A 25139-nucleotide genomic window follows, 5' to 3' on the forward strand; every position below is an offset into this window, starting at 1 on the left:
AGCATAGGCAAACTATGCAATTGGGGTGAAAAAACGTAGTAGCCAACACCGCTGCAGCTTCAAGTAAGAAGGGTAGATAATGCAGAGATATATTGATTGGATCTGTATAAACCCGAAGCAATAAAACCTCTAATCAAACTCGCTGTGTTGGGAAATCATCGTTTTGAGTTGGACAGATTGATCTTTTCCATATCTGTCTTTCCAAGTGGCTTGAACAACGATGGTTTTTAATGCACCAGACAACTGGGTTGAAGGTACGCTCCATTGCAACAGATAGAGAGGATGACGACTATCCTCACCATCAACAAAGTCATGAGGATAACTCGCAACTAAACTCGCCGTCGCGGCTGAAGCACCGCGGGTACGAAACCATTCTAATTTTTGCTCAGCAAGGTTGAGTGCAGTAATGCTGTGCTGCGCAAAATCTGCACGCTGCTCAACAAAGGTTTGCAACTTAACCAAACTTAACGCACCAACGCCGATGAGCACAAAAGCAATCATCACTTCAATCAGGCTAAAGCCTCTTTGTTTAATATCCATTCCAGCTCCCCTGTTGTAATGAAATGGTTTGCGAACGCTGATGTGACTCCTTATTCGATTGGAACTGTAAATTAAGCGCCCCATTAATTACCACATCCATACCATCGGCATCAAATACCATCCCCCCATCCGGTCGAAAAGCACCGCTATCAATGTACACAACGTTCCCCGTTACCAAATGCTTTATAACGTCGTAAAACGGTACTTGTTGCCAATCATTCGATAAAACCTCTGGATTCTTGATCATATGGAAAAATGCGCCACCATATACATGGGATCCATTGGTAGCAAATAAACCGTTTTCTACCACTAAAGAGCGAGCTTCGGGTGCTGAAAAAGAGCCGTGAATAAAGCAGTCTCCTACTACCCAAACGTCTTTATAAGTCGCAAATGCTTCATGCAACTTCGTGATACAGTCTTTAGATTCTGCGCCATTGAGTGTAATAACATGATGCAGATTTTTCACTTTGTGATAATTTTCTGTGCTATAGGTCAGGCCGAAATACGACTCAAACGGCTTAAATTTAGTATCTTGCACAAAATCGGCTTTAAATTCTGATGAGTCTTGAGTATTAAAATCTTTACCTTGACCACGGGGTATTGAGGTTTTGCTCTCTGCTTTACACTTCAACTCCGAGTTATTCTCAGCGAGAGCATCTAATACTCTTAAGCCATTTTCTGATTTAGGTTTATTCTTTTCTGATTCAGTTTCCGTTGATTGTTGGGAACTCGCTTCAGAATGAAATACAACTTGATACTTATAACGCACCGCGACACAGTCATAAAAGCCGTTTTCATCAGCCTCTCCTACCGCTTCTGGTCGAATATCAAAATCCCCCACTAGGCGCAGATTAGCATTGGTTTGAATTGCGCCAGTGCCTGTCGTGTATGAATAAATCTGCTTATTCACCTGTGCGTATCCTTGACGTGCATAGATACGATACACGCTATTTTCTAATGGTATGAGTTGCAATTCATCGAGCTGAAGTTGCTGTTTACAATGATTAACTTCACCGGGAACTTGTTTTAATAAACCAGTAATTCTAGTCGGGTCTTGTGCGATATAAGCATACAAACATTCAACGCCACCTTCGGCTAACCAATAACTTTGCCGAGCACTCACTTCATTTTGTGCTCGCTTAATTTGATAAAACAAATTTTTATACGAGCCAAGGGTTATCACTAAGGTAATTGAGAGCAAGACCGCCGTGATCAGTAATGTCGCGATGCCTTGTTGATGACGCTTCATGATTGCCAATTCCTTTGCGTAATGTGCAATTGCATCGAATGGGCCACCGCAGGGTTAGCAACTAAAGAGGCACTAACATCAATCGAAATGACTGCACTTTGTACCGCCTGACCGTTAATAGGGAAACGCTTGACTGAAAATTGGGTCACTCGCACCTGCTTAGGATCAAATAAGTTAAAACAACGAGTCATACTCGCCGTAGACTGGGGGATCAGATAATTAGCCTGACAATACTTCAAACTACTCGAATCTAAGCGATATAGAGTATGGCTAAATTTTTCTGCTGAATGATTGTGGATATAATAGACATAACCTATCGAGTGATCTGTCACCGATATGAGATCGGGCTTATCGATAAACTGCAGTGAATAACTGTCTAAATAATTATATCCAGCACGCAGTACATCGCGTTTCAATTGGTGCATCACCATGCTCATTTGTTGCTGAAGCATAATTTCCTGACTACGCTGCAACGCTACGCGCTGATTAGAGATAAAGACACTACCTATAATCGCTAAAGCCATCACACCAACTAAACTGGCAATCATAAACTCAATCAAGCTCGCTCCAATTTGCTGGTGTTTAGCAACTGGAAAAGCCATATTGGTCTCCTTCTATGGTGCACACTTTTATTCGTCCGGCACGATTGTGCAAAATGACCCGAATCCCTTGGCTATCTTCAACGTGTGCTTTGATGGTGATACTGCCATTTTGAGTCGGATTACCCATGACATGATCAAATCTCACCGAGTTAATGGAGCTGGTATGGTTTACCGATAAATTACGGTATCGGGCGCCACTAAAAACTGAAATGTTCGATTCTTCATTGCTTGGCAATAAAGCGTCTGAAGAAAGCCGCAATTGCCACTCTCCCGTACTTGATGGCATTCCTTCAATATGAACCCAAAGCCCTTGATTACGAAACACCGCCTCAGATTTGGCTTGCATAAAAAAGCCATGTAAATCATTGGCCAGTGCCGTCATTTTAATTTGCTGATTTACCTGACGATAACTCGGCGCAGCAAAGGCAAGCATCAGCGTCACAATACTGACCGTAATTAACAGTTCTAAAAGAGTAAAGCCGCGAACCATTTCCCAAAATCCTTTGCAAACATAGAGATAGTCGTAAATCAACTTGCCTCGATATTAACAGTAATCAACACTAGGCAAGGATTGGTTAACAGAACGAATGGACATGATTCGAATAAATAAATGCAATGAATTGCACAAAAAGATGGGCGGCATGACACTGATCGAATTAATGATTGCCGTGGTGATCGTCGGTGTGCTGGCAAGTATTGCTTACCCAACTTACAGCCACTATGTGAAAGAGGGGCATCGTCGCCAAGTAATGGCTGATATGGCCAAAATACAACTCTATTTAGAAGAGAATTATCGCCATAGTGAGGGTTATCCTATAGACGAAATATTTGACAACAATAGCGTATGTTCATTTTGTGACTACGATAATGAACGATTTGAACTTACCATTAAATCTATTAATGATAACAGGCAATACACCATCATCGCTAAGCCACTGCTACAAAGAGGACAAAATACTGATACCTGTCGCGGAGAACAATATGATCAATTAGAACTGAAAAGTAATGGTGAAGCGCTGCCTCGGGCATGCTGGTAAATGAGACGAGCCAAGCGTAGATCAGCTATAGCAAAGATTACCCCAACAAAAGCCAGACTGCGACTGCGAGCATTAGCGTTGCCGAAATCCGGTTCATCAAGCGAACGTTATTGGTATGACCTAAAGCACGTTTCAAGCCTTTACCGCCCGTTGCGTAAATCGTCATACAGACAAACTCCGAAATCATGATGATTGAAATCAACCAGAACAATTGTGGTGCAATCGGAGCTTGGCTATTAATAAAAGGCGGCAATAGCGCAATCATAAATGCCCACCCTTTGGGGTTAGCAATCGCAGTGACAAAGCCTTGGACAATCAAATCCCAATCTTTACGAACAATAGGGGTTTCAACATTTTGATTCAACGCTAATTTACCTTTTGAGCGCCACATTTGAACCCCGATATAACCAAGATATGCCGCACCCAATGTTTTAAATACCGCAAATAACCAAGGATAATTGAGCATAACGGATGCCATCCCCAATACTGCCGCCATCGCCACCACCGCAACACCAATCAGTTCACCGAACATCATCCATAAAGTACGTCGATAACCAATGCTCATCCCCAAGCTCAATGCTAATGTCATACACATACCAGGGGTGATAGAGACAAAAAAGAACGTCGGCACAAAGGCCAAAAGCAGCGCACTCGTCATGATCGATCCAAATGAAAAAGAGAGAGTTAGAAAAGAGAAACCACAGCGTGGTATTGACCCCTTAATCTACCGCAGTTGTCTTGCGTATTTCAAGTAACAAAAAAGCTACCTAAAGTAGCTTTTTTATCAATCATGGTACGATTACTTTTTGCGGTTTTTTAAACGGTTCATCATTGATAAACGACGTTCAGCAGAAGCTTGATCTGGCTTGTCTTCATTAGGGTTGTTACGACGGCCTTGACGATCTTTAAAAGCCGCTTTGGTGTGCAATTTTTCAAGGTAAGCATCGCGTTTTTTCGGCTCATACCCAGGCTGTTCGACACGGCGAATGCGTTGCTGGATAAGATTCTCAACCTGAATTAACGTTAACTCTTCTTCACGACTGACAAACGATACTGCATGACCTTGCTTACCCGCTCGGCCAGTACGACCGATGCGATGCACGTAATCCTCTGCTAAAAAAGGCATATCATAGTTAATGACATGAGGCAGATCGACAATATCGAGCCCACGCGCAGCAACATCCGTAGCGACCATCACACGGGCTTTGCCCTCTTTAAATTCATCCAATGCACGGCGACGGGCACTTTGTCCTTTATCACCATGACAGATCACGGCTTTAATGCCATCTAATTTGAGCTCTTTAACCACTTGATTGGCGGTTTCTTTGTAATTCACAAACACCAAAACTTGCTGCCAGTTTTTACGACCTATTAACTCAGAAAGTAATTCGGTTTTACGTTCTTGATCAACAGGGTAAACCACATGCGCAACCGTACTTGCTGTCGTATTAACACGATCGGCATTAATCCGTTTAGGCTTGCGTAAAATATCACCCGCTAATTGGTTGAGCTGAGCAGACGTCGTCGCTGAGAACATCATGATTTGTGGTGACGTTTCAACTTCCAGCATGATCTTACGTACCGGATTAATAAATCCCATGTCTAAAATACGATCCGCTTCATCAAAAACTAAAAACTCTAAATTGGCCAGCGAGACATTACCTTCACTTAAATGCTCTTCTAAACGGCCTGGTGTTGCCACTAAAATATCAACCCCACTCTCGAGCTGACGCACTTGCGAAGACATTTTATTGCCACCGTAAACGGCGGTAACACTCAGCGAAGTATATTTAACGTAGTCTTTAATATTTTGGGCAATTTGAGCGGCTAATTCACGAGTTGGCGCTAAGATCAACGCTCGCGCGGTATGCGGAGAAGGTTTTTTACCACTATCTAATAAGCGTTGGATAACCGGTAATGAAAACGCGGCTGTTTTGCCTGTTCCGGTTTGTGCCGTTGCAAAAATATCATGCCCTTTGCGAGCCTCGGGGATCGCTTGTTGCTGAATCGGGGTTAATTTTTCATAACCACATTCTGTTAGCGCTTTAACCAATTCAGGGGCAAAACCTTGAGATAAAAATGACATTTAACGGGTTCCTTAAACAGACAGCCGATGATTCTTAATATTAGCCGAGCACTATAGCGGATTTAGGGTGATTTATCTCACATTTATCGTAACTACGGATAAATTCTCTTCTTGTTACCAACAAGCATGGTCTCAATGTCTAAAGTAATAGGTTGGAAAACCGAAGTGAACGAATCCCGATAACGATAGAGGACCGTGTGACATAGCTAAGAAAGGGAGTTAAGGCTGGAAATCCATCTTTCCAGCCTTATTACATAAAATAGCGCTAGTTAACTGGTCAAATCGTCAAAAAACTTTTTAACACCGTTGAAAAAGCCCTCTGATTTCGGTTTATGCTTATTTGCCGCATCTCCACCACAAGAGTCTTCAAGCTCACGGAGTAACTCTTTTTGACGAGCACTGAGTTTAACCGGCGTTTCCACCACCAATTTGACAATTAAATCACCGATGGCACCACCACGAACACTCTTTACACCTTTACCACGCATGCGGAACATACGTCCGGTTTGAGTTTCTTCTGGTACTTTGAGATTCACTCGCCCATCGAGTGTCGGCACTTCAACTTCACCACCTAAAGCAGCCATAGCAAAACTCACCGGGACTTCACAGTACAAGTTATTACCATCACGCTCAAAAATGTGATGTTCTTTAACATGAACTTGTACGTATAAATCCCCGGCTGGTGCGCCCATATCTCCCGCTTCACCTTCGTTAGCTAAACGGATGCGATCCCCAGTGTCCACTCCCGCAGGAATTTTGACGTTAAGGGTTTTGGTCTTCTGCTTGCGACCTTGACCATGACACACATTACAAGGATCTTTAATGATTTTGCCTTTACCATGACAGGTAGGACAGGTCTGCTGAACAGCAAAGAAGCCTTGACGCATCTGCACTTGTCCGTGACCATGACACGTTCCACAGGTTTGAGCTGAGGTTCCTTTCTTGGCACCGGATCCATCACATGAGTCACAATGAACCAGGGTTGGGATCTCAATCTCTTTACTGCAGCCACGAACCGCTTCTTCTAAGGTCAACTCCATATTGTAACGCAGATCTGCGCCACGCTGTGGACGAGGAGCACCACCGCCACGGCGACCACCGCCAAAAATATCACCGAAGACATCGCCGAAGATATCTCCAAATTCAGCACCGCCACCACTAAAGCCACCACCGCCAAAGCCACCAGCGCCTTGTTCAAAGGCTCGATGGCCATATTGATCATAGGCCGCTTTCTTTTGCGGATCAGTTAGAATTTCGTACGCTTCTTTTACTTCTTTAAACTTATCCGCAGCACTGGCATCACCCGGATTGCGATCGGGGTGGAATTTCATTGCTAGGCGCTTATAGGCCTTTTTAATATCGCGCTCTGAGGCATCACGGCTAACGCCTAATACTTCGTAAAAATCACGTTTTGACATGTTTTAAATCACCAATTATTACTACCAACGGGTTCACCGCTCGGTGTTTGTATCAATATAGATAAAGGTGCTAAGGGTATCATTGATGGTTCCCTTATCTTTATAGACACGGATATAACCACAAATTTACGGGCGTTAGAGTTCCCCCAAACGCCCGCAATCAGACCGTTTCAGACTCTCGGCAGAAATACTGCCGAGTCAAGAACGCTTATTTCTTGTCGTCTTTCACTTCTTCAAACTCAGCATCCACAACATCGTCTTGTGTAGATTGCTGTTCAGCGCCCGCATTTTGTGCTTGAGCCTGTTGCTGAGCAATTTCCATCAGTTTTTGAGCAGCAGCCATCAGCGCTTGAACTTTCGCATCGATCTCGGCTTTATCTTCGCCTTTCTTCGCTGTTTCTAGCTCATTAATTGCCGCTTCAATTTTCTCTTTTTCGTCAGCAGGTAGCGCATCGCCCGCTTCTTCCACTTGCTTACGCGTTGCGTGGATCATTTGGTCAGCTTGGTTACGAGTGGTTGCCAACTCTTCAAACTTCTTATCCGCTTCTTTGTTTGCTTCCGCTTCTTGAACCATTTTCTCGATTTCAGCTTCGCTCAAACCACCAGACGCTTGGATAGTGATGTTTTGCTCTTTACCGGTTTGCTTATCTTTAGCAGAGACATGCAAGATACCGTCAGCATCCAAATCGAAAGTCACTTCAATTTGTGGCATACCACGTGGCGCAGCATTAATGCCTTCTAGGTTGAATTGACCTAGCGACTTGTTATACATCGCTTGCTTACGCTCACCTTGTAGAACATGAATCGTTACTGCACTTTGGTTATCTTCTGCTGTTGAGAATACTTGATTCGCTTTAGTTGGAATGGTCGTGTTTTTCTCAATCAACTTAGTCATTACGCCACCCATAGTCTCAATACCAAGAGACAGAGGGGTTACGTCAAGCAGTAGAACGTCTTTCACTTCACCAGCAAGAACACCACCTTGAACTGCAGCACCAACAGCTACCGCTTCATCTGGGTTAACGTCTTTACGAGCTTCTTTACCAAAGAATTCAGCCACTTTCTTCTGAACCATTGGCATACGTGTTTGACCACCGACTAAGATAACATCGGTAATGTCTTTTACTGACAAATCCGCATCCGCTAGTGCAACTTTTAATGGCTCAAGAGAGCGTTGAACTAAGTCTTCCACTAATGACTCAAGTTTCGCACGAGTCACTTTAATGTTCATGTGTTTAGGACCTGTCGCATCAGCCGTAATGTAAGGCAGATTAACGTCAGTTTGCTGAGCAGAAGACAGTTCGATCTTCGCTTTTTCTGCCGCTTCTTTCAAACGCTGCATCGCGAGTGGATCGCTTTTCAGGTTGATGCCTTGCTCTTTCTTGAACTCATCCACCAAGTAGTTGATCATACGGTTATCGAAGTCTTCACCACCAAGGTGGGTATCACCGTTGGTTGCTAATACTTCAAAGGTTTTCTCGCCTTCAACTTCGTCAATTTCGATGATAGAAATATCGAAAGTACCACCACCGAGGTCATAAACCGCGATAACGCGATCGCCACCTTGCTTATCTAGACCATACGCTAGAGCCGCTGCCGTTGGTTCGTTAATGATACGTTTAACTTCTAGACCCGCAATACGGCCAGCGTCTTTAGTCGCTTGACGTTGTGCATCGTTAAAATAAGCAGGTACAGTAATGACTGCGCCAGTGACCTTCTCACCAAGAAAATCTTCCGCCGTTTTCTTCATTTTTTTCAGAACTTCAGCAGAGACTTGTGGTGCCGCCATTTTTTGGCCACGAGCTTCAACCCACGCATCGCCATTGTCAGCACGGACAATTTTATAAGGCATGATTTCAATATCACGCTGAACTTCTTCATCTTCAAAACGGCGACCGATCAGACGCTTGATTGCAAATAGCGTATTTTCAGGGTTGGTTACCGCTTGACGTTTGGCTGGCTGACCAACCAAGGTTTCACCATCTGTGTAAGCAATAACAGAAGGGGTTGTACGCTCGCCCTCTGCGTTTTCAATCACACGAGGTTTGTTACCGTCTAATACAGCAACACATGAGTTTGTCGTACCTAAGTCAATACCAATGATTCTACCCATCAGGCTATCTCCAAAATAATTCTATGTTCGTTTTTTGCTATACCCCTTATGTGGGGGTGGAGAATCGGGATTCAACCCCGATCACAAACAAAAACGTGAATGTTTGCTTCTCTTATGCCCCATAGATAAGGGCGAGCCCATGCATTTCAAGGGGGAATAGTAAAAAAATCTAATTTTTAATGACGATATACCGAGTTATCTGCCATGGCGTCGACAACTGGGTATAACCCCACACTCTAAAAACAAGAAGCGAAGCCTAACTGACTTCGCTTCAACAACAATAACCCGTTGTTAATCAACGACGTTATTTAGCAACCATCACCATCGCCGGACGAACAACGCGACCGTTGAGTTCATAACCTTTCTGCATCACAAACATCACGGTATTCGATGCGTGATCAGCGCTCTCTTGAATCGACATCGCTTGATGGAACTCAGGATTAAAGGTTTCACCTTCAGGATTAATGACCGACACGCCAAATTTCGTCACCGCATCGACAAAACTCTTATGCGTTAGCTCAACACCTTCAAGGAAAGGTTTAATCACTTCGTTTTCACAATCTGCCGCGTCAATCGCGCGCTCAATATTATCCAGCACCGGCAGTAACTCTTCGACAAAACGGCCAAGAGCATACTTGCGCGCTTTATCGACTTCTTGCTCGGAGCGACGGCGCATGTTCTCGACATCAGCCAAGGCACGCAGCATCGCTTCATGATTTTCCTTAGCGCGAGCTTCACTGGCTAGTAACGCCGCTTCTAATTGAGCAATTTTCGTTTCTTGGCCTTCTTCTGAGTCAACCTCGTGGTTCCAATCAATATCGGCATCGGTTCCCACAACGTCAGCTTCGGTTTCTACTGCTTGTTGCAGTTCTTCTTCTTGGATTTTTTTCTCTTCTTGGCTCATGATCTCTCCAGAATTCCTATCAAGATTGTGCAAAAGAACCACATTATCTTGGTTTCTTGACACAAACATTCGCATAAAAGCGTCACTTGCCCTTATTATGGGGATGAAGAATTCTGATTCAAGCCCAATTCAGTTGGAAAACGTATGAAAAATCCATTTACAGTGATCGCGATCATAGGCAAACCAAGAAATAAACAAGCAATTCAGACACATAACGAACTGTACTCTTGGCTCACCTCGATGGGAAAGTCAGTACTGATTGATGATCGTTTGCGTGAAATTTTAACCGATATCCCTAGCGAGCATTTTGCCAGCTTAGTCGAACTTGGCAAGGTGGCTGATTTAGCCATCGTTGTCGGAGGAGATGGCAACATGCTTGGTGCCGCGCGCGTGCTATCACGTTTTGATATTTCGGTGATTGGAGTCAACCGTGGCAATCTTGGTTTTTTAACCGATCTCAATCCGGATGACTTTGAAGAACAATTAACAGCCGTATTAGCCGGCGATTATATTGAAGAAACCCGTTTTCTACTCGAAGCAGAAATTCATCGTCATGGCCAAGTAAAAAGCCATAATGCAGCGCTCAATGAAGCAGTCCTGCACCCTGGAAAAATCGCACATATGATCGAGTTTGAGGTGTATATCGATGATAACTTCGCCTTTTCACAGCGTTCTGATGGCTTAATTGTCTCAACGCCCACTGGGTCAACCGCTTATTCATTATCAGGGGGCGGACCGATTTTATCGCCCAGTTTAAATGCAATTACTTTAGTCCCCATGTTTCCACATACCTTATCCTGTCGCCCTTTGGTGGTTGATGGCAATCGACGCATTAAGTTAGTCGTATCACCAGATAACCGAGGGATTCAAGAAGTCAGCTGCGACGGGCAGGTTTCGTTGCCTGTTTCACCCGGTGATGAAGTCCATATTTACCAAAGCCCAAATGTACTCAGGCTGATTCACCCCAAAGATTACAGCTATTATCGTGTATTACGTAATAAATTAGGCTGGTCAAGTAAGTTGTTTTAATGTTTACCACTGACCAGCCGTGATCTGAGTTAAATTTTTCCTCCTGGACAACTTTACTGTATAAAGAAACAGTATATACTGTTGCTATATACAGTATTGTTTAATTATACAGGTGCACAAATGCTGGCTCATCTTAGTGTAAATAATTTTGCGATTGTAAAATCACTGCAACTTGAACTGTCTAAAGGTATGACCACCATCACCGGTGAAACGGGTGCGGGTAAATCCATTGCCATTGATGCTCTCAGTTTATGCCTAGGAGGGCGAGCCGAAGCCAGCATGGTGCGTCAAGATGAAGAAAAGACGGAAGTCAGCGCCGCTTTTATTCTTGATAACAATTTGCACGCCACACGATGGTTAGAAGACAATGATTTACTGGATGGTAAAGAGTGCATTTTGCGTAGAATCATCAGTAAAGATGGGCGTTCAAGGGCCTTTATTAACGGCAGTCCAGTCCCTCTTTCGCAACTAAAATCGCTAGGCCAACTGCTGATCAATATTCACGGTCAACACGCCCATCAGCAACTGATGAAACCCGAATTGCAACTGGCTATGCTCGATCAATATGCCGGACATCTTGATCTGCTCAAGCAAACTCGACTGGCCTATCAACAGTGGCGTCAAGTTAATCACCATTTAAAACAGTTACGTGAAAACAGCCAACAGAACCAAGCTCAATTACAGCTTCTTGAATATCAAATCAAAGAACTCAATGAACTGGCGCTAGGTGAAGAAGAATTCATCGAATTAGAACAAGAGCATAAACGATTATCCAACAGTGGCGATCTGGCTATTAACTGCCAAAAAGCGATTAACTTACTGTATGAAAGTGAAGAAGTGAATGCGTTGAACTTATTGCAGACCGTCAGCCATACCTTGATTGAACTGGCCGAAATGGACGCTCAGTTGAACACGCTGCCGACTATGCTCAACGAAGCCATGATTCAACTTGAAGAAACCAACAACGAGTTACGCGCCTATTTGGATCACATTGATGTTGACCCAGAACGCATGTCTTACGTTGAGGAGCGCTACTCTCGGGTACTCTCACTCGCCCGTAAGCACCATGTGCTCCCAGAAGAGTTATATCAGCATCATCAAGCACTTTTACAGCAAATTGCCTTACTTGATTGCTCGGAAGAAAAAATCCAAGAACTGGAAAATGACGTCGCTGTCCACTACCAAACGTTTGCAAGCTGCGCAGAAAAGCTCCATAAATCACGCAGTCGTTATGCCAAAGAGTTAGATAAGCTGATCAGTCTTAGTATGCATGAACTGAGTATGGAAAAAGCGCAATTTAAAATTGATGTGGTTCAGCATCAGGGACAACCCTCTCCGCTTGGGTTTGATCATGTGACGTTTTTAGTCTCAACCAATCCAGGGCAGCCATTACAACCGATTGCCAAAGTGGCTTCTGGTGGTGAACTGTCACGTATCTCTTTAGCAATTCAAGTCATTACCGCTCAGAAAATTGATACTCCGAGCTTAATATTTGATGAAGTCGATGTCGGTATTTCTGGACCAACGGCTGCGGTGGTTGGAAAAATGCTACGTAAGTTAGGCGAATCGACCCAAGTACTTTGTGTTACTCACCTACCTCAGGTCGCGGGTTGTGGCCATCATCAACTGTTTGTTGCCAAACAGACCAAAGGCGGCAAGACCGAAACGCAAATGGTCAAACTCAGTGAAGAACAAAGAATCGCTGAACTCGCTCGCTTACTCGGTGGAAGTCAAATCACACCATCGACTTTAGCGAATGCCAAAGAATTACTGATTGCAGCTTAATAAAAACATTTTTTCTGCTAAGGTTTGCAACCTAATTCAAAATTTGTAGTCTGAACAAGCTCAGAGTGGCGTGAAGTTTTTACTTCTGCTCTGGGCTTGTTTATTATCACCCTAGTTTTGACACTTACCAGTAGTAGAATATTACCTATGCAGTTAACCAAATGGCTTGTTGCCATCCCTCTTGCCGTGACAATGTTATCCGGCTGCTCTGTTTTAGAACGTTTGGTGTATCGAATTGATATAAACCAAGGAAATTACGTTGAGCAACAAGCTGTTGAACAACTCAAATTTGGCATGACCAAAGAACAAGTCCGTTTTGTTTTAGGTTCACCGATGCTGATCGAAAATGGCTTTCCTAATACTTGGTACTACATCTATCATCATACTCCCGGTCACAATCCATCAGTGCAAAAAAACCTAATCGTAAACTTTAATGATGCAGGTCAATTGATTGAACTGTCTGGTGATTTTCAGCCTAGCGACACCTTTTTTGAAACCCTCAATTAAAGCAACTCACTGATGATCTGAAACCGACCGATTACTATACAAAAAGCCCATCCAGTTGATCATAATCTGGATGGGCTTTTTAGTCGTTAAGGCGAACAATCACTCACCGAGCGTTCACAAACCCAACCTCAAACCACGACTAGGCTTTCTTAGTCGCACTTGAACTGGCTAATTTGGCTTGCTCAGCACGCTTACGGCGAATGTCTTTAGGATCGGCTAACAAAGGACGGTAAATTTCAATTCGGTCATGATCTCGTACCGTTGCATCCAATTTTACATTACGGCTAAAGACGCCAACTTTGTTTTTACTAAGATCGATCTCTGGGTAAAGACTTAAAATACCCGATGTTTGAATGATTTCTTCTACCGTCATATGGCGATTGACAACTAACGTCATCACCCGCTGTTCATGAGGCAATGCATAAACCACTTCCACATGAATCCTATCTGACTCAATACTCATAAGGCGTACACCTGCTTCGCTCGTTGGGTAAACGCATTAACCATATTACTGGTCAACTCTGTAAAAATTTTTCCAAAGGCGAGTTCAATCATTTTGCTGGAAAATTCAAACTCTAACTTCAACTCAACCTTACAGGCGTGCTCATCCAATGGGGTAAAATACCAACCTCCCCGCAAAGTTTGAAAAGGGCCATCAACCAAATGCATGATGATCGACTCAGCAGGACGCAGTTCATTTGCTGTAGTGAACGTTTTGCTGATCCCCGCTTTAGACACATCGACCGAGGCGATCATTTTATCTGCTGAAGACTCTAAAATGCGTGAGCCAGAACAGCCCGGCAAAAATTCGGGATAGCTCGCCACATCATTGACTAAATGAAACATCTGCTCAGCACTAAACGATACTAAAGCCGAGCGACAGACTTGCTTCATTATTTCCTCTTTTATCTCAGCGATTACGATAGTCCGAATTGTACGTTTATCCCTAGCTCACCTCAAGCTCAGTGCGCTTTCTGACCAAAGTTAACATTTAGCACCGTCTAAACATGAGCCACAGCCAATCAATGGGGTCAATAAAGCGCAAAATACCGCTCACGACTCGCTTTACTGACAGATTGCACCTTGAACTGCTTGAAGTTACTTAGGGATATCCTTATGCTACAGCAAGAAAAAACATTCCTTAACTTTTAACCAATCCGTAAAATGCATCCACTATGGTAAAGAAAAAATCAACGAAGAAAGCGGGTAGTAGCACTATCGCGCTCAATAAAAAAGCTCGCCATGAATACTTTATCGAAGATGAAGTGGAAGCAGGTTTAGAGCTTCAAGGCTGGGAAGTAAAATCCCTCCGTCAAGGTAAAGCGAATATTGCTGAAAGCTATGTTTTCTTGCGAGACGGCGAAGCCTTTATCTCAGGTATGACGATTACTCCATTACAACAAGCCTCAACTCACGTGGTTGCCAACCCAACTCGTGTTCGAAAATTACTGCTTTCCCGCCGTGAACTCGATAACTTGTTTGGCCGCATTAATCGTGAAGGGATGACGTTAACAGCACTGTCGTTATACTGGTCACGCTCTTGGGTCAAAATCAAAGTCGGCGTTTCAAAAGGTAAAAAACTGCACGATAAACGTGATGACCTAAAAGAAAAAGACTGGGCAAGAGAAAAAGCACGAGTGATGAAGAGTTCATTGCGCTAATTGTAACCACTTAACCATTTGATGCTAGACAGAATCTTTGATTCTGGTACTATGCACCAACTACCTCTGGGGCTGATTCTGGATTCGACGGGAATTTTGAAGTCTGAGGTGCATGCCGAGGTGCGGTAGGCCTCGTTAACAAACCGCAAAAAAATAGTCGCAAACGACGAAAACTACGCACTAGCAGCTTAATACCCTGCTGAGAGCCTTTCTGCCCTAGCTTCCGCTCGTAAGACGGGGAATAACAGAGAGTCAAAACCAAACAAGCTCGTGCCGCGTCTCCCGCCTGAGAGACAAAGCATTAAAATAAATTCAGGATAGCCATTAGATAGCGTGTCGGTTCGCAGTTTGACGGTGAAATTAAAGATCGACTAAGCATGTAGTACCAATGATGAATGATTTTCGGACGCGGGTTCAAATCCCGCCAGCTCCACCAATTCATAGTTTAAAGACGTCTCAGGACGTCTTTTTTCTTGCCTGCAATAATTTAAAATCAATAGCTTAGCATCTAATGACGTTATCTATTCGCTTTCTCTACTTCATCGAGCTAAGTATTACGCTCATTAGGTAAATCACTTAAATAGTGTACAAATTCCACTTCAAACCCATCGGGATCGATAAAGTAAACATTACGACGAAAAGCCTCATTAGTTCCATTATCAGCAATCTCAAAACCCGCTTGCTCTAAACGTGCGATCACTGCATCAAGGTTTTGAGTTTCAAAAGCAAAATGCGCTAAGCCAACGCTGTGCCCAGTACGATCTCTGTTCCTCCCTTCGCCAAACTCATTGAGCGCAAGGTAATGATTTTCATCGCCAAAATGCACCCAAGTTCTGGCTTTGCCATACCACTCGCCACCACCTTTCGCGCGTATTTTCCAATGAGGAAAAGCGGCTCGGTAAAAGCGTAATGATTGTTCTAAATCTTTTATGACTAGATTAATGTGTTCAATTTTCATCGTTCTTCTCCTTGTGCTTGATGAAGATACAGGCTAAAACCTTAACCTTGGTTGAGGTAAAGTGTTTTTTTGCTTTTTTATAGAAAAATGAACAAAAGATGAGGCTGAGCACAATATGTCAAACGATTGGACAGTGGGGAAAGTCGCACAGCGCAGTGGGATAAGTATTAGTACACTGCATTTTTATGAACGTAAGGGACTGATTAAGAGTGACCGCAACGCAGGTAATCAACGCCTTTATCGTAAAGATATTTTACGTCGTGTTTCCGTGATAAAAGCAGCTCAGAAGCTAGGGATTTCTCTGGCAGAAATACAGCAAGCATTAGCAACATTACCCGATAGTCGGACGCCAACTCAAAAAGACTGGCAAGCACTATCAGCACAGTGGAAACAGAGCTTGGATGAACGAATTGCTGGATTGGAAAAGTTGCGCGATACGCTTGACGGTTGTATCGGCTGCGGCTGTTTATCGATGCAAACTTGCCCACTGTATAATCCAGAAGACAAACTGGCCCAATTAGGGACTGGGCCCGTGCTTTTAGAGCAGTGCCATATAAAATAAGGAAGACAGCAGCAAGGCATAGAGTGATCGAGGTAATCCATAGGGCCAATGAGCCTAGATAGACTCTAAAAGCTTTAGGGAAAACGAACGTAACCAATATCGCTGCCGCTGTAAACAAGAAGGGGATAGCCTTATCGCTTCCTATTCAAAAACTTAAAATAGCTATCTAATAAGCTGGCTCAATCGTACCGTTAAACGTTTCGGCAAGAAAATCACTCACCGCGGCCGATTGAAAAATCTGTACAAACTGTTGATACAACGGGTTGTCTTGCTCATTTTCACGAGTGGCAATAACCATTACCGCCAATGGTGCTTGATTGGATTCAAGAAAAATCCCCTGTTTTTTAGGATCAATACCAGCCGACATCACATAGTTCATCGTAATCGCTGCTGCATCAACTTCATCTAACGTTCGCGGTAACTGAGCGGCATCAACTTCAAGAAACCGCAAGTTTTTTGGGTTTTCAACTATATCCCTTGGGGTTGCATTGAAACCGACACCATCACGAAGCGTAATTAAATTCGCATCCGCTAACAGCAGCAAACCACGTCCACCGTTAGTCGGATCATTGGGAATCGCAACTCGTGCATTATCAGGTAAGTCTTGTAATGATCCATGACGATTAGAATAAATCCCCATCCGCATTAAAATCGAGTTACCAATCGATACTAACTTTGCCCCATGATTACGATTGTAGTTGTCTAAAAACGGTTGATGTTGATAACTATTTATATCGATACTGCCATCGGCCAGTGCGGCATTGGGAGTAATAAAATCAGAAAATTCAACAACTCTTACCGTTAAACCGTGTTTAGCCGCTTCTTTAGCCACAGCCTCAACCACTTGAGCATGTGGCCCAACGGTTGCTCCGACCTTAATTTCAGAGCGTTCTTTTTGACCGCACGCCGTCAGCCCCAGCAGTAATGTTATCGCTAACGCGTAACGAATCGTATTTTTCATTTTCAGCATCCTTTCTACCCACAAAAAAATAAAGACTTCTAGACGTCCATAATAAGCGCAATAGAATAATTCGCAACTCGATTTGCTTTTTATTATGTCGCCCCTTATATTAGGTTAATCTTATTTAGAAAAAACTAACAAAGAGGTTGTATGAAATCTTATTCTCAGTTACTCAAAGATAACAATACCTTAGGTAAATCTTATAAACAGCAAAGCCCTGATACCTTATCTGCGTTTATGCAATTACATAAAGCCGCTATGGCTCCTGGTGAGCTGGATCTGAAAACCAAAGAGATGATTGCACTCGGTATAGCTATCGCGGCACGTTGTGATGGTTGTATCGCCGCTCACGTTTTTGCGGCATTAAAAGCTGGATCGACACAAGCCGAGCTGGTTGAAGTGATCGATGTTGCTGTACTGATGGGAGGAGGCCCTTCCTTAACTTATGGCATTCAAGCACTGGGAGCAATTGAAGAGTTTGCCGCTGAATCACAATAAATAACGGCTGAAGCTAAAATAGGTTGGGGAGATAAGCGTAAAGGCTTTCCAGCAACAATCCCCAACCACTTATGGCAATATCATTTTTATCAATCAACGTATTATCAACGACGAGTGATTTGATCGAATGTTGCGCCTTGTGCAAAATGAGTTTGATGTGCCTGCTGCCAACCGCCAAACACCTCATCGATAGTAAATAGCGTTAAATGAGGAAACACTTGTGTATATTTCTCAGCGATATCAGGATCTCTTGGTCGATAAAAATTTTGCGCTGCAATCTCTTGGCCAACTGGAGAATATAAATACTCCAAATACGCTTGTGCTACCTCACGAGTTCCTTTTCTATCGACTACTCGATCAACCAAACTCACCGTAGGCTCAGCAAGAATAGAGCGACTCGGAACTACGATTTGTAAGCCATGATGATTTAATTTGTTCACCGCGAGCAGAGCTTCATTTTCCCAAGCAATCAACACATCGCCTATTTGTCGCTCAACAAACGTGTTCGAAGCGCCACGTGCACCCGTATCTAGAACGCTGACATTTTCATAAATCGACTTAACAAATTGCTGCGCTTTTTCTTCATCACCTTGATACTGATCTAAAGCATATCCCCATGCGGCAAGATAATTCCAGCGAGCACCACCCGAGGTTTTCGGATTAGGCGTAATGATTTCCACATCAGGTTTGATGAGATCATCCCAGTCTCGAATATTTTTGGGGTTACCCTCTCGGACCAAAAAGACAATCGTCGAGGTATAAGGCGCTGAATTATAGGGTAAACGAGTAATCCAAGTCGGAGCAATTCTTCCCCCCTCGGCAATCGCATCAATGTCATAAGCGAGTGCTAAAGTCACGACATCGGATTCAATACCATTCATCACGGAAACCGCTTGTCGACCTGATCCGCCGTGGGATTGCCTAACCGTGACATTATCTCCGTTTTCTGCTTGCCAATAAGTGGCGAATGCGGCGTTATATTGTTGATAAAGCTCTCTGGTCGGATCGTAAGAAACATTCAATAACACGGCACCTTTTGCCAAGGTATGTTGAGAAACACTGAATAGAGATAGAGCGAGTAGCCATGTACGCATGAGTCATCTTCCTTAGTTAATATGCGACAAGCAAATTAGCACAACATTTATAACCAAGTTAGAAACATAAATCGATTTCGTATTCTTTTTTGGAATATTAAAACCATGCCTAGCAGGCCTCAATATTAACTTGAGCACACCTTGGAAATTCAATCCGGTAACCAGCAAAACGGATGCATTCTCAATCTATTCTGTGTTAGCATGACCAGCTTTTATGATGGGCATCACAATTTTCCATTATTGTGACTACCATAATTCCTAAATTTGTTAGGTAAAAAGCGAGTTTTTATGTCTAAAGTTTCTTTGAGTGTTGATGCGTCTTGCATGACGGCATCCGATTACTCCGCCACGCATCCCCCGCAGAATAACAGCGCCTCACTATCACAAAAACTTGAGCTTAATAATCCCGTGTTATGGCTTAGTGGTAGTTTCCTCTCCTTATTCGTATTACTAGCGGTTACCTCTCCTGAGCTGCTCACTTCTCTGATTGATTCTGGTTTTCGTTATGCCACTCAAGGTTTTGGTGCCTTTTGGCAACTGCTGTTATTGGCTAATTTTGTGATTGGTTTGGCGCTGGCTTTAACCCAAACCGGATCGGTACGTTTAGGTGGTTTAACATCACCAGAAATCGATAATATGAAATGGTTATCAATCATTCTTTGCACTTTACTGGCTGGTGGCGGTGTTTTTTGGGCCGCCGCCGAACCCATTGCTCATTTTGTTAACGCTCCACCGATTTTTGCTGACGCCGATTTACCGACAATGGCCATCAACGCACTCTCACAATCTTTTATGCATTGGGGATTTTTAGCTTGGGCCATTTTAGGTTGCCTTTCTTCCATCGTACTGATGCATTTACATTACGATAAAGGGCTCCCACTAAAACCTCGTACTCTGCTTTATCCTATTTTAGGTCAACGGGCCGTTACCGGTTGGGTCGCAGACTTAATTGATGCTCTGAGTATTATCGCGGTTGCCGCAGGGACGATTGGTCCGATTGGTTTTTTAGGTTTGCAAATTAGCTACGCACTGCATGCCCTATGGGGTATACCCGATACTTTCACGACACAAATCATCGTTATTTTGTTTGCGATGGCAATGTATACCTTTTCTGCATTAAGTGGCTTGAGTAAAGGCATTCAAGTGATCAGTCGCTATAACATTATTTTGGCGGTGATTTTAGTTCTGTTTATCCTAACTTTTGGCCCAACGGGATTTATTATTGATGGCTATTTACAAGGTGTCGCTTCGATGGTCGATAACTTTGTTCCTATGGCGCTCTATCGTGCTGACACAAACTGGCTCAGTTGGTGGACGGTCTTTTTCTGGGGCTGGTTTATTGGTTACGGACCGATGATGGCGATCTTTATTGCACGCATTTCACGTGGACGCACAGTACGCCAATTGATTCTTGCGATAAGTATCGCCGCTCCGCTGATCACCTGTTTTTGGTTTAGTATTGTTGGCGGCAGTGGATTGGCTTTTGAATTGGCTAACCCGGGCGTTATTGCGCAAGGTTTTGAAGGGTTTAACTTACCTGGTGCATTATTGGCAATCACTGCTCAACTGCCCTTCCCGACCTTAATGGCTTTACTATTTCTGGTACTAACCACCACCTTTATTGTCACTACTGGGGATTCAATGACCTACACGATTAGCGTCGTGATCAGTGGCGAGACTAATCCTAATGCCGCCATTCGGACCTTTTGGGGCGTAGTGATGGGAGCGATGGCAATCGTTCTGATATCAATGGGAGAAGGGGGCATTTCCGCGCTGCAATCTTTCATCGTCATCACCGCTGTACCTGCTTCACTGATTTTACTGCCTTCACTATGGCAAGCGCCTAAAATGGCGACTCAAATGGCCAAAGATCAAGGCATATTGATGAAATAACAAAGGGGCTAAAGCCCCTTTTTAGATAACACTGACGGTAATCGCTGACTAAATTTTAAACTGTGAAACTTGTTGATGAAGTTGATCCGCTTGCTCAGTAAGAGTTTGCGTCGCCTCGGTTAACTGATGCGATGCCTGCTCGGTTTGTGATGATAAATCATTAATATTCACCACGTTTTGGTTAATCAGCTCAGCCACGGATGATTGCTCTTCTGCCGCAGTGGCTATTTGTAAGTTCATATCGGCGATTAAAGTAATCGCTTGATTAACTTGCTCTAAACGAGCAGCCATATCTTCGGCTTTCGTCACGGTAGTTTGCGCGGCGGAGCGACTTTGAGCCATCACATTGACCACATTTTCCGTTTGCTTAAATAGGCGATCAACCACTTCTTGGATCTGCTGGGTACTTTGCTGTGTACGACCCGCTAATCCACGCACTTCATCGGCAACCACCGCAAAACCACGGCCATGCTCTCCCGCTCGGGCTGCCTCAATCGCCGCGTTTAAGGCGAGTAAATTGGTTTGTTCAGAAACGGCGCTGATCACATCCAGCATGCCAACAATATCTTGCGTCCCAGTTTGTAACTCTGCAATCGTTGAACTACTGCCTTGCAAGGTGTCATCCAAATGTTTTAATTGTTGTAAGGTATCGCGCAGTAACACTTGTCCTTGTTTAGTTTCATTATCTGCTGCTGAGGCTTGACTTGCCGCTTCACTGGCATGGCTAGCAACCTCTTGTACGGTGGCGGTCATTTCATTCATTGCGGTCGCGACTTGATCCGTTTCTGAACTTTGCTGAGCGACCACACCTGCGCTTTGTCGTGTCACTTGTGCCAAGGTGCTCGAAGCCGCCGATACCGATTGAGCGGTATTATTAACTTCGTTCACCAGCAGATGAATCTTTTCAACAAAGGTATTAAACGCTTTGGCAATAGTGGCAATTTCATCGCTGCCATGCGCTTCGATCCGTTTGGTTAAGTCCCCCTCTCCTTGACCGATATCGGTCATTGCCAAGCTGACTTCTTGTAAACGTCTAAACCCTGAAGCGCTAGAGATCCACATCACACCGGTGGCAACCAGACCAATCAATAGCACCGCAATAACTGTCCAACGGATCATGCTATAGATACCCGATAAGGCATCTTGTTTATCGAGAGCAATATTCAACGACCAGTTGGTACCCGGTATTGCCTGACTAGTGAGATAAATGCTTTGACCTTGCAACGAGAGTTCGCGATGACCTTGACGTTGAATATCACTCAACATATTTTGCGTTAAGTTGGGGTTCAAATCACGTAAGCTTTTTAAACTCAAATTTGGATTCGGATGAGCAATAATGGTCCCGCTGTTATCGGTTAAAAATGCAAAACTGTTTTGTGTTGGCGCAATCGCACGTACCGTATCAATGATAAAAGTTAAAGGAATATCCCCCGCTAACACACCGCGACTGGCGTTATTGCCCAGTCCATGAGTAAAGGTGACCACTAAACTGGTTTGGCCATCTAGCGCATCTTCATAAGGTGCCGTTGTCGCAACGCCGCTCTGCGTAGCCGCTAAACGATACCATTCACGAGTCAATGGATTGTAATCACTCGGTGGTTGCCATTCATCAGAAAACACCGCAGAGCCATCAGGACGTGCGAAATACGCCGCTAAAAAACCACCGCCATCACTGAGTTGTTTTAGAGCAGACAAAGGTTCTCGATGTTCCAAAACCTTTCCGGTGGCCATCAGCATGTTTTTTCGCTCATCCATCCAGTTAGAAATTGAGCTCGATTGAGTTTGTAGCTGTTGTTGTAAATTACGGCTGATTTGCAAACGGAGCGTTTCAGAGCTAACTCTCACGATTAAAACCGCCGTCACAACCAATGAAATCACGATCAATCCCACGCTGATCGCGGTGATTTTGGCTCGAAAAGACTTGAACATCCTTGCACTCCTCATCTGACTACCTGTGAATAATATCGCTCTTTACTATCGGCGAATCAAAGGCAACCTTTATCATAAATTAATCACCAGTGTACCAATTTCACCCCGACATATTTTTGACACTACTCTCGCTTTGATTAAACCAACTAATCACAGCCAAGAATTCTGCAGCAAAGTAACAGTATCGCCTACCGCTATTGATAACTAAGGCTTATCAAACCTTGAAGATACTTTAGTTCATTTTCTCCTGATGTTTTTTTTGTGATCTTGAGCCACGAATTTCATTTAATTTGTTTCAAATTGTTACCACAAAACATATTAATAGATTTAGCAGTAATGGATCGTTTAATAACCATATGAATACGTTATCTACTGCAACCCAAGGGGCAAAGATGTTCAGCCATAGCGCAACGTTAAGTCACAGGGTAATACCATTCATCAAGAGGTAATCCTATGCCTATCTATAACAATAAAACCATCGCGTTAGCCGCGATATTATCAGGCTTGGTATGGAATACCGCCTATGCAGATGTTCAGCAACCACAAGGTGTGGCGGTTGAAATGCTGAGTACGCTTCAGGATGATAGCCAAGTTAGTTATTTAAATGCCGCTGAATTGTTGGTGGAAGAAGGAACAGTACCAACGTTAAGTGATGTGCGCGATAGCGTGCTTCGCCAGCATCAGCGCTACTTGATAGATTTTAGTAATATCAGTGATGAACAGGGTAAAACACAAGCCAAAGCGCTATTACGCGGTCAATTAGGTGTCGCGCTGAGCAGTGATTTCTGGCTAATTACCGAACATAAAGGAGAATTATTGTTCACGGGGTTAGATGATGAAAATGATCCAAGTATTCAGTTACTTGAGGCTCAACCTGTTACTTATTCTCGCCAACGGCGTAGTATTGATAGCCGCACTAATGCGACAAGCGAAGCTAACAGCTTGCCGCATGTTGCGTTTTATGTGAATGTTCATCGCCCAATCAGCGATGAAGAGTGCACCTTTAAAAACTCACATTTATGGGATAAAGGGACTCGCGTCTTTTGTGATAACCCGAACATCTCGTTGATCTATCGAGTTAACTATGAACGTTCTCTGCAATTTGGTACCACTGGCTCAGCAACACCAGACGCCAAAATTGTTCGTATCAGTTTGGATGACGATACCACTGGAGCCGGTATTCATCTCAATGATCAGTTAGGTTGGCGTCAATATGCAGCCGACTACGTCACTCTCGATGCGTATTTCAGAGATTGGTCAACGGATGCTATCGCACAGGATTATCAGTTTGTCTTTAACGCATCGAATAATAAAGCGCAAATTTTAAAAACCTTCCCGCGTGAAAATATTAATTCTGACTATGAAATCAAGGAAGTGTCTGGTTTCCAAGTTGGCGTCAATGGCGGTGTTGAAGTCAATAAAGATGGTCCGAAAGCCAAACTAGAAGCTAACGCTAGTTACAACCAAAGCCGTTGGTTAACCTTTAAAACTCACGATTATAAAGTCGCACGCAGTACGCCAAGCCCACAAAAAGTTCGTTTTACTTGGGAGCGCGATCAATACGCAACGGCTGAGTCTTTACTGGATCGCTGGACAGATGCACTATGGGTAAATACTTATCCGATTGATACCAACAAGATCAACCCAATCGGTTACGCCAGCTTTGTTCCGAAAATGGATGTGATCTACAGCGCTGCTCCAACTGAAACTGGCACTACCGAGTTTACGATTGATTCTTCGGTCAATATCCGTCCAATCTATAACGGCGCTTATAAGCATTATTACGTTTTTGGTGCTCATCAGTCTTACCATGGGTTTGAAAACGATGGACGTCGCCGAGTCGGTAAAACCACCAGCTTCACTGTTGATTGGCAACATCCGGTATTTACTGGTGGCAGACCGGTTAACTTACAACTTGCCAGCTTTAATAATCGCTGTGTTGAGGTTAATGGCGATCAATCGATAACCGCCAGTGAGTGTGTCGATAACAAACAAGCTCAATCGTTTATTTATGATCAGCTAGGGCGTTACGTGAGTGCTGCGAACACCGCTTATTGTTTAGATGGTGAAAACCTGAATGCGCTTCAGCAATGTAACTCAAGCTTAAGCCAGCGCTGGGAATGGATCCCTAATAGCGATACCTTAAGTAATGTGTACAGTCACCAAAGCCTAGGCCATGATACAACAACGGGACAACTCGGTTTATACGCCAGCGATCAATCCAATATCAGCGTGCGTACCATTACCAGCTACACCAATGTGTTTAATCCTGATAATCAATAATCAGGTTTACTAACAAAAGTCGTTAATAAA

Annotated in this window: 24 protein-coding genes and 1 other RNA gene; 10 read left to right on the forward strand and 15 right to left on the reverse strand. The window is 43.7% G+C overall.

Annotation, left to right across the window (positions count from 1 at the left end; genetic code table 11):
- Positions 1–129: 129 nt before the first annotated feature.
- Genes VIB_RS09770 through VIB_RS09785 form a run of 4 tightly spaced genes read right to left on the reverse strand, consistent with a single transcriptional unit; the run spans position 130 to position 2881 of the window.
- Entirely contained in the window at positions 130–540 is a 411-nt protein-coding gene (locus VIB_RS09770; RefSeq protein WP_004395777.1) for a type IV pilus modification PilV family protein, read from the reverse strand.
- On the reverse strand, positions 530–1789 hold the full coding sequence (locus VIB_RS09775) for a hypothetical protein (RefSeq protein ID WP_004395778.1): 1260 nt from the start codon (positions 1787–1789) through the stop codon (positions 530–532). Before VIB_RS09775 ends, VIB_RS09770 begins: the two co-directional genes overlap by 11 nt.
- The gene (locus VIB_RS09780; RefSeq protein WP_040904601.1) at positions 1786–2391 is read right to left on the reverse strand and encodes a hypothetical protein; all 606 of its coding nucleotides are present in this window, start codon (positions 2389–2391) and stop codon (positions 1786–1788) included. The genes VIB_RS09775 and VIB_RS09780 overlap by 4 nt, the downstream gene beginning before the upstream one ends.
- Positions 2372–2881, reverse strand: coding sequence for a GspH/FimT family pseudopilin (locus VIB_RS09785; protein ID WP_040904604.1), 510 nt, complete (start codon positions 2879–2881; stop codon positions 2372–2374). The genes VIB_RS09780 and VIB_RS09785 overlap by 20 nt, the downstream gene beginning before the upstream one ends.
- 97 nt (positions 2882–2978) lie before the next feature.
- Between VIB_RS09785 and VIB_RS09790 the strand changes: the two genes are divergently transcribed.
- Positions 2979–3428: a type IV pilin protein gene (locus tag VIB_RS09790; protein WP_040904606.1), complete on the forward strand. Its 450-nt coding sequence runs from the start codon at positions 2979–2981 to the stop codon at positions 3426–3428.
- A 37-nt stretch (positions 3429–3465) separates the two neighbouring features.
- Here VIB_RS09790 and VIB_RS09795 read toward each other — a convergent pair whose 3' ends face one another.
- The 5 genes from VIB_RS09795 to grpE form a co-directional block, all read right to left on the reverse strand.
- Entirely contained in the window at positions 3466–4086 is a 621-nt protein-coding gene (locus VIB_RS09795; RefSeq protein ID WP_004395779.1) for a LysE family translocator, read from the reverse strand.
- Positions 4087–4227: 141 nt separating this feature from the next.
- Positions 4228–5514: a DEAD/DEAH box helicase gene (locus VIB_RS09800; protein WP_004395780.1), complete on the reverse strand. Its 1287-nt coding sequence runs from the start codon at positions 5512–5514 to the stop codon at positions 4228–4230.
- A 269-nt stretch (positions 5515–5783) separates the two neighbouring features.
- The gene (gene dnaJ, locus VIB_RS09805; protein ID WP_004395781.1) at positions 5784–6932 is read right to left on the reverse strand and encodes a molecular chaperone DnaJ; all 1149 of its coding nucleotides are present in this window, start codon (positions 6930–6932) and stop codon (positions 5784–5786) included.
- Positions 6933–7140: 208 nt separating this feature from the next.
- A complete protein-coding gene (dnaK, locus tag VIB_RS09810; protein ID WP_004395783.1) occupies positions 7141–9045 on the reverse strand; it encodes a molecular chaperone DnaK in 1905 nt (634 codons plus the stop codon).
- A gap of 304 nt (positions 9046–9349) precedes the next feature.
- Positions 9350–9949: a nucleotide exchange factor GrpE gene (grpE, locus tag VIB_RS09815; RefSeq protein ID WP_004395784.1), complete on the reverse strand. Its 600-nt coding sequence runs from the start codon at positions 9947–9949 to the stop codon at positions 9350–9352.
- Between the two features lie 144 nt (positions 9950–10093).
- Here grpE and nadK point away from each other — a divergent pair, with 144 nt between their 5' ends.
- The 3 genes from nadK to bamE all read left to right on the forward strand — a co-directional run bounded on the left by nadK (position 10094) and on the right by bamE (position 13270).
- Positions 10094–10978 (forward strand): NAD(+) kinase, encoded by an 885-nt coding sequence (gene nadK, locus VIB_RS09820; RefSeq protein ID WP_004395785.1) that lies wholly within the window; start codon positions 10094–10096, stop codon positions 10976–10978.
- Positions 10979–11098: 120 nt separating this feature from the next.
- On the forward strand, positions 11099–12763 hold the full coding sequence (gene recN / locus VIB_RS09825) for a DNA repair protein RecN (protein WP_004395786.1): 1665 nt from the start codon (positions 11099–11101) through the stop codon (positions 12761–12763).
- Between the two features lie 147 nt (positions 12764–12910).
- Positions 12911–13270 carry an outer membrane protein assembly factor BamE gene (gene bamE / locus VIB_RS09830; protein ID WP_040904610.1) on the forward strand — a complete coding sequence of 120 codons (360 nt, stop codon included), beginning with the start codon at positions 12911–12913 and terminating at the stop codon, positions 13268–13270.
- 139 nt (positions 13271–13409) lie between these two features.
- Here the strand turns inward: bamE and VIB_RS09835 are convergent, their stop codons facing one another.
- Together VIB_RS09835 and VIB_RS09840 are read right to left on the reverse strand one after the other, a co-directional pair.
- Positions 13410–13733, reverse strand: coding sequence for an RnfH family protein (locus tag VIB_RS09835; protein ID WP_040904612.1), 324 nt, complete (start codon positions 13731–13733; stop codon positions 13410–13412).
- The gene (locus VIB_RS09840; RefSeq protein WP_004395789.1) at positions 13730–14164 is read right to left on the reverse strand and encodes an SRPBCC family protein; all 435 of its coding nucleotides are present in this window, start codon (positions 14162–14164) and stop codon (positions 13730–13732) included. The genes VIB_RS09835 and VIB_RS09840 overlap by 4 nt, the downstream gene beginning before the upstream one ends.
- A 281-nt stretch (positions 14165–14445) precedes the next feature.
- Between VIB_RS09840 and smpB the strand changes: the two genes are divergently transcribed.
- Complete coding sequence (smpB, locus tag VIB_RS09845; protein WP_004395790.1) at positions 14446–14931, forward strand: SsrA-binding protein SmpB; 486 nt, start codon at positions 14446–14448, stop codon at positions 14929–14931.
- Between the two features lie 68 nt (positions 14932–14999).
- Positions 15000–15367, forward strand: a transfer-messenger RNA (tmRNA) gene (ssrA, locus tag VIB_RS17325).
- A gap of 111 nt (positions 15368–15478) precedes the next feature.
- Here the strand turns inward: ssrA and VIB_RS09850 are convergent.
- Positions 15479–15889 (reverse strand): VOC family protein, encoded by a 411-nt coding sequence (locus VIB_RS09850; RefSeq protein ID WP_004395791.1) that lies wholly within the window; start codon positions 15887–15889, stop codon positions 15479–15481.
- Positions 15890–16004: 115 nt separating this feature from the next.
- Between VIB_RS09850 and soxR the strand changes: the two genes are divergently transcribed.
- Positions 16005–16451, forward strand: a complete 447-nt coding sequence (soxR, locus tag VIB_RS09855; RefSeq protein ID WP_040904614.1) for a redox-sensitive transcriptional activator SoxR — start codon at positions 16005–16007, stop codon at positions 16449–16451.
- 166 nt (positions 16452–16617) lie between these two features.
- Here the strand turns inward: soxR and VIB_RS09860 are convergent, their stop codons facing one another.
- Entirely contained in the window at positions 16618–17421 is an 804-nt protein-coding gene (locus VIB_RS09860) for a MetQ/NlpA family ABC transporter substrate-binding protein (protein ID WP_040904616.1), read from the reverse strand.
- 141 nt (positions 17422–17562) lie between these two features.
- On the opposite strand from VIB_RS09860, the gene VIB_RS09865 reads away from it, so the two are divergent.
- A complete protein-coding gene (locus VIB_RS09865) occupies positions 17563–17910 on the forward strand; it encodes a carboxymuconolactone decarboxylase family protein (protein ID WP_004395793.1) in 348 nt (115 codons plus the stop codon).
- 104 nt (positions 17911–18014) lie between these two features.
- On the opposite strand, the gene VIB_RS09870 is transcribed toward VIB_RS09865, so the two are convergent.
- Positions 18015–19004 carry a sulfate ABC transporter substrate-binding protein gene (locus tag VIB_RS09870; RefSeq protein WP_004395794.1) on the reverse strand — a complete coding sequence of 330 codons (990 nt, stop codon included), beginning with the start codon at positions 19002–19004 and terminating at the stop codon, positions 18015–18017.
- A 288-nt stretch (positions 19005–19292) separates the two neighbouring features.
- On the opposite strand from VIB_RS09870, the gene VIB_RS09875 reads away from it, so the two are divergent.
- A complete protein-coding gene (locus VIB_RS09875) occupies positions 19293–20897 on the forward strand; it encodes a BCCT family transporter (RefSeq protein WP_004395795.1) in 1605 nt (534 codons plus the stop codon).
- Between the two features lie 48 nt (positions 20898–20945).
- Here VIB_RS09875 and VIB_RS09880 read toward each other — a convergent pair whose 3' ends face one another.
- Entirely contained in the window at positions 20946–22826 is a 1881-nt protein-coding gene (locus tag VIB_RS09880; RefSeq protein WP_004395796.1) for a methyl-accepting chemotaxis protein, read from the reverse strand.
- A gap of 453 nt (positions 22827–23279) precedes the next feature.
- On the opposite strand from VIB_RS09880, the gene VIB_RS09885 reads away from it, so the two are divergent.
- Positions 23280–25109 (forward strand): leukocidin family pore-forming toxin, encoded by a 1830-nt coding sequence (locus VIB_RS09885; RefSeq protein ID WP_004395797.1) that lies wholly within the window; start codon positions 23280–23282, stop codon positions 25107–25109.
- The last annotated feature ends 30 nt before the right edge of the window (positions 25110–25139 follow it).

It is taken from the genome of Vibrio metschnikovii CIP 69.14 (genome assembly GCF_000176155.1).
GTDB classification, from domain to species: Bacteria; Pseudomonadota; Gammaproteobacteria; order Enterobacterales; family Vibrionaceae; genus Vibrio; species Vibrio metschnikovii.